The 630-nt window shown below is 66.8% G+C and carries 1 protein-coding gene; it reads left to right on the top strand.

All coding sequences use genetic code 11. The features are described from left to right. Positions 1-630 (top strand): HNH endonuclease signature motif containing protein (locus G6034_RS19450; RefSeq protein ID WP_176636748.1); only part of this gene is annotated, 630 nt, incomplete at its 5' end.

Raw genomic sequence — 630 nt, 5'->3', positions numbered from 1 at the left:
ATCGACCCCGCCTGCACCAACCCCGTCGTCGCCGACCGGCGCACCCGCGCCCAAAAACTCCTCGACGGCACCATCGAGGGCATCAAGCTCGCCGCCCGCACCGGCAAGCTCCCCATGAACGGCGGCCTCAAACCCCAACTGTTCATCTCCACCACCGAAACCGACCTCCAACACCGCACCACCCGCGGACGCCCCGGCGGCATCGCCTTCCTGCCCTACTCCGGCCCCCAACCCCTGGCCCTCCTCGACACCGAACTCTGCGACGCGGACGTCACCACCATGATCCTGGGCAACGGCCAGGACATCCTCAACGTCGGACGCACCCAACGCCTCTTCACCACCGCCCAACGCAAAATCCTCATCGCCCGCGACAAGGGCTGCTCCTTCCCCCACTGCCGCACCCACGCCCTGGCCACCGAAGCCCACCACATCATCCCCTGGACCGAAGGCGGCCCCACCAACGTCTCCTCAGGATGCCTGCTCTGCGCCTACCACCACCACCTGATCCACAACCGCGACTGGGCCGTCGAACTCATCCACGGCGTCCCCTGGTTCACACCCCCCTACAAACTCGACCCCCACCAAACCAAACTCCGCAACACCTACCACCACGGCCTCCCCCACACCTGA

The sequence above is a fragment of the Arthrobacter wenxiniae genome (genome assembly GCF_013376105.1).
Lineage (GTDB): Bacteria > Actinomycetota > Actinomycetes > Actinomycetales > Micrococcaceae > Specibacter > Specibacter wenxiniae.
Note: the sequence above shows the minus strand (reverse complement) of the source record. Positions and strands in the feature narration are given on the sequence as shown.